Source organism: Bacteroidota bacterium, assembly GCA_030017895.1.
Lineage (GTDB): Bacteria > Bacteroidota > Ignavibacteria > UBA10030 > BY39 > JASEGV01.
The window spans coordinates 1-3,860 of sequence record JASEGV010000136.1; the positions used below are offsets into that span (position 1 = coordinate 1).

The 3,860-nt window shown below is 39.2% G+C and carries 4 protein-coding genes; all 4 read left to right on the plus strand.

What is annotated here, in order from left to right:
* Positions 1–155 precede the first annotated feature (155 nt).
* The 4 genes from QME58_14210 to QME58_14225 all read left to right on the plus strand — a co-directional run bounded on the left by QME58_14210 (position 156) and on the right by QME58_14225 (position 3,416).
* On the plus strand, positions 156–824 hold the full coding sequence (locus QME58_14210) for an ABC transporter ATP-binding protein (GenBank protein ID MDI6804967.1): 669 nt from the start codon (positions 156–158) through the stop codon (positions 822–824).
* An 11-nt stretch (positions 825–835) separates the two neighbouring features.
* Entirely contained in the window at positions 836–1,996 is a 1,161-nt protein-coding gene (locus QME58_14215; protein ID MDI6804968.1) for an ABC transporter permease, read from the plus strand.
* Between the two features lie 11 nt (positions 1,997–2,007).
* A complete protein-coding gene (locus QME58_14220) occupies positions 2,008–3,183 on the plus strand; it encodes an ABC transporter permease (protein MDI6804969.1) in 1,176 nt (391 codons plus the stop codon).
* Between the two features lie 71 nt (positions 3,184–3,254).
* Positions 3,255–3,416, plus strand: coding sequence for a DUF2281 domain-containing protein (locus QME58_14225; GenBank protein MDI6804970.1), 162 nt, complete (start codon positions 3,255–3,257; stop codon positions 3,414–3,416).
* The last annotated feature ends 444 nt before the right edge of the window (positions 3,417–3,860 follow it).

Below are 3,860 nucleotides of genomic sequence, written 5' to 3' on the forward strand. Positions count from 1 at the left end.
TTAAATATACAAAAAAAAGTATTCAATAAGTCAATTTTTGGAACCGCCCTTAAAGGTTTTAGTTTTTAGTTTGTAATTATTTCCTATTAAACTATAACTAATACCAGCTAAAATCTGTAATCCAAAATCATAAATCCGAAATCATAAATATAAATATGTCTATCGTCTCTATTCAAAATATTTCGAAATCCTACTGGAGAGATTCACTCGAGATTCCCGTGCTATCAAACATCTCGTTTGAAGTCCCGGAGGGCGAATTCGTAGGACTTATGGGTCCATCGGGTTCAGGAAAAACCACATTGCTAAATCTCATCGCCGGAATTGACCGTCCAACCAAAGGTATAATCGTTGTTGCAAATACCGATGTTACAAAGTTAGGTGAGTCGCAATTAGCAAAGTGGCGGTCGGGCAACGTAGGATTTGTTTTTCAATTTTACAATCTCCTCCCTGTTCTCACGGCATTCGAAAATGTTGAGCTTCCACTTCTCCTTACAAAACTTTCGAAGAAAGAGCGGAAAGAACACGTTGAATTTGTGCTGAAGGTTGTCGGACTTGAAGATCGAATTCATCATTATCCGAAACAGCTTTCAGGCGGACAGGAACAGCGTGTTGCAATTGCACGTGCAATTGTTACCGACCCGACAATACTCATTGCCGATGAACCCACCGGCGACCTTGATAAAATATCGGCTTTAGAAATTCTTGACCTCTTACAACGTTTAAACGCTGAGTTCAAGAAAACGATTATTATGGTTACACACGACCCGCGTGCAGTTGAAAGAGCCCATATTATCAAGCAACTCGATAAAGGCGAACTGACATAAGGAGAGCAACGATGCACATTTTAAAATTGATTATTAAAAATATGCTACGTCACAAACTCCGAACTTTTTTGACTGTTCTCGGAATTTCTCTCGCAATTTCTGCTTTTGGATTAATTAGAACTGTCGTAACTGCCTGGAATGCCGGAGTAGAAGCAACTGCGGCTGACAGGTTGATTACTCGGCATTCTGTCTCATTTATTTTTCCATTGCCCCTTTCGTATCGAGACAAGATTGCAAAAGTCGAGGGTATCGAGAGCTTAACCTATGCGAATTGGTTTAGTGGCGTTTATATAGACAAAAAACAATTCTTTGCCCGTTTGGCTGTTGATGCTGAAACATTTTTCGATGTTTACTCTGAGTTGCTCGTTACCCCCGAACAACTCGTAGCATTTAAAAAAGAACGCAATTCGTGCATCATTGGTGATCAGCTTGTGGAACGCTACAATTTAAAAATCGGCGATGTAATGCCGATAGAAGGGGATATCTATCCGGGTCGGTGGGAATTTGTTGTGCGCGGAATTTATAAACCACGAGATAAAGCAACAGACCCGTCGAATATGTTGGTACATTGGAATTACGTCGATGAACGTATGAAAAAGGAAATGCCCGGACGCGAGGGATATGTCGGATGGTACATCTGTAAAATTAAAAACCCGAACGATGCAGCCGTTATATCGGAAAAGATCGACCAGTTTTTTCTAAACTCTTCAGCCGAAACAAAAACTGAGACCGAGCGGGCATTTTCTCAAGGATTTATGGCATCTGTCAGTGCAATCTTTACATCTATGAACATTATGTCGTTTGTCATCATCGGTATTATACTACTCGTTTTAGGAAACACTATGATTATGTCGGCGCGTGAGCGTATTCGTGAATACTCGGTTTTAAGAACATTGGGATTCTCTAACTTTCATCTGGTCAGTTTAATTGGAGGTGAATCGCTTTTGATTGCAGCACTCGGTGGTGCGACTGGAATTGCGCTTGCCTTTCCGATGGTGTCAGGTTTCGAAGCCGCACTTCCAAAAGGTTGGTTTCCTATATTTTTTATAGAACCCATTACGTTAATACTTGCAAGCAGCGCCGCAGTTCTTGTTGGTGTGCTGGCAGCTTTGTTTCCCATCCAACGAACATTAACAACAAAAATTGTAGATGGACTCCGGCAAATAGGTTAAGATAAAGTTTTATGAAAATACCTTTTAAATACACATTAAGAAATTTGAAGACACGACGATTGACTACAGCATTGACTGTAACAGGAATCGCTGCGGTTGTATTTGTGTTCGCCGCAGTTTTGATGATGGCGTACGGAATTCAGAAGACTCTTATAGAAACCGGGTCGGATGATAACATTATTGCTCTTCGAAAAGCTGCTACAGGAGAAATTACTTCTATCATAATGGTTGATCAGGCAAATATACTTTCAACGTTTCCCAATATAGCAAAGACTTCGGACGGAAAACCTCTTTTGTCAAAAGAGATAGTGGCTGTAATTAATTTGTCGTACAGCGAAAAGAAAGGTGGGATTGGCAATGTTACAGTTAGAGGCGTTACAGCAGAAGGTATTCAGCTTCGACCTAATGTGAAGTTGGTCGAAGGAAGAATGTTTCAGTGGGGATCACGCGAAGTCATCGTTGGCAGTTCTATACATAAAAGATTTCAGGGAACGAATGTAGGAGAAAAAATTAAGTTCGGCGGCGACCAATGGACGATTGTTGGATGGTTTGATGCGGGGGGCAGCGGATTTGATTCCGAGATTTGGGGCGATGAGATACAACTTGCGGCAGCATTCGGATACACGGGGGCGTACTCATCAATACTTATACGACTAGACCGACAAGATGCTTTTGAAGATTTCAAGAACGGGTTCAACAAAGATTTACGTTTACAAACCTTGGATGTAAAGCGGGAGAAACAGTTTTATGCCGAGCAATCTGAAGATATGGCTATGTTTATTAGAATACTCGGTATTGTGGTTACAGTAATTTTTAGTTTGGGTGCAATGATTGGTGCAATGATTACAATGTATGCCGCAGTCTCTAACAGGACAGTAGAGATTGGAACTCTCCGAGCGCTTGGCTTCCGGCGGCGAAATGTTTTAGCTGCATTTCTTGTAGAGTCGCTAGTTTTATCTTTGATTGGCGGATCGGCGGGGCTTATACTTGCGTCGTTCTTACAATTTTTCAATATTTCGATGATAAATTTTGGTTCTTTTTCGGAGCTTGCGTTTAATTTTTCGTTATCCCCTGATATCGTAATCAGCTCGCTTCTGTTTTCAGTCGCGATGGGAATTATCGGAGGATTCTTGCCATCAGTACGAGCGGCAAGGTTGAATATTGTTGAAGCATTGAGAACTTCATAGATTGTAAATTATATTTTTAAAGTTGTTAAATAGTTGAAAATTTGCTATTATTCACAACAAAGAGGTTAAGAATGACTAAAAAGCAAGTACTAATAAATGAAATTGAACACATACCCGAACCGCTACTCGACGAGGTTATGGATTTTATTCGATTTCTAAAAACAAAACTAATGATTGAAGGAAAAGACACTGCTATTGCGAGTGAATCCTCTCTCAAAGTAAATCAGTTATAGATAGTCATGCAATTTTGCTTAACACAAATGATTTTGAATCTGGAGGACTTAACCAAGTTAGTAATATTAGACCTAACCGTATTTTTACAGCCGATAGTCACATAGTGTTATATAAAGTTGGTCAGCTTAAAGTATCTAAATTAAATTCTATTATCGAAAAAATAAACCTGCTTCTGTTTTCAGTCGCGATGGGAATTATCGGAGGATTCATTACCTGTCCACCAAATCTGTCTCAGGCGAAGTAGGAGTATTCACCATTAGATTAGTATGAACAAATATTTTCTTGAAACGTAAAATGTTTCTTGACACTTACTTCTAAAAGGTTTATATTGTAGCCGAGTTTTATAATTTTGGATTTTATATTTATGAAGATAATAACGAAAAAAGAATATAGGGCGGTTCCAAAAATTGACTTATTGAATACTTTTTTTTGTATATTTAAGA

Bases quoted from the DNA above. Each gene is read 5' to 3' on its own strand.
- QME58_14210 (MDI6804967.1), top strand. From the start codon at position 156: ATGTCTATCGTCTCTATTCAAAATATTTCGAAATCCTACTGGAGAGAT.
- QME58_14215 (MDI6804968.1), top strand. From the start codon at position 836: ATGCACATTTTAAAATTGATTATTAAAAATATGCTACGTCACAAACTC.
- QME58_14220 (MDI6804969.1), top strand. From the start codon at position 2,008: ATGAAAATACCTTTTAAATACACATTAAGAAATTTGAAGACACGACGA.
- QME58_14225 (MDI6804970.1), top strand. From the start codon at position 3,255: ATGACTAAAAAGCAAGTACTAATAAATGAAATTGAACACATACCCGAA.